1 protein-coding gene is annotated in these 587 nt (G+C 45.0%); it reads right to left on the bottom strand.

All coding sequences use genetic code 11. The features are described from left to right. Positions 1–20 precede the first annotated feature (20 nt). Positions 21–173 carry a hypothetical protein gene (locus GY843_RS09500; protein WP_297308944.1) on the bottom strand — a complete coding sequence of 51 codons (153 nt, stop codon included), beginning with the start codon at positions 171–173 and terminating at the stop codon, positions 21–23. Between the last annotated feature and the right edge of the window lie 414 nt (positions 174–587).

Here is a 587-nt window from a genome sequence, read left to right on the forward strand (position 1 = left end):
ACTGCCAAGCCCCTTCTGGTCTAAGGGTATTCCAATGGCATCGCGATGATAATGACTGCATTGGGATCATCAACTGCAACCACCACAATGACTACTACTGCCACCGATGTATCAGGGACAGCTCCTGTCCCTGCGATTGGAACACCTGCTCTTGTAGGGTAGTCGTCCCTCACAACCTACATTGCACAACAACTGACAGCACTCCATTACAGACCAACAATATAGCGTAGTAACTGGCAGCACCCGAAACATAAGTAGCCTAAGTTCGTAAGTACTCTTGCATAATCACCGGGTCCTTACATACGGTAACTTCAATAGAACGTCACTTTGCCTAGTCCGTATACTATCGTAATCATGGGACTTTAGCAGCCTTTACTCGAGCACAGTATTTTACGAGCCAAAACGCCTTCACTTCTGTCTGTTATTATACCCAAGTGCGTACCTTTCTAATATACATGTTTACTCCATGAATTAATACCAGAACAACAAGTTTGTTACCGTTATGAAGATCTGGCCCTATGGGCTCATAAGGCGAATTGCATACGCTCAATTACCGACCAGATTTCATCTCTTCTCAGTGAGGCAAG

The sequence above is a fragment of the Neptuniibacter sp. genome (assembly GCF_024231755.1).
Classification (GTDB): domain Bacteria; phylum Pseudomonadota; class Gammaproteobacteria; order Pseudomonadales; family Balneatricaceae; genus Neptuniibacter.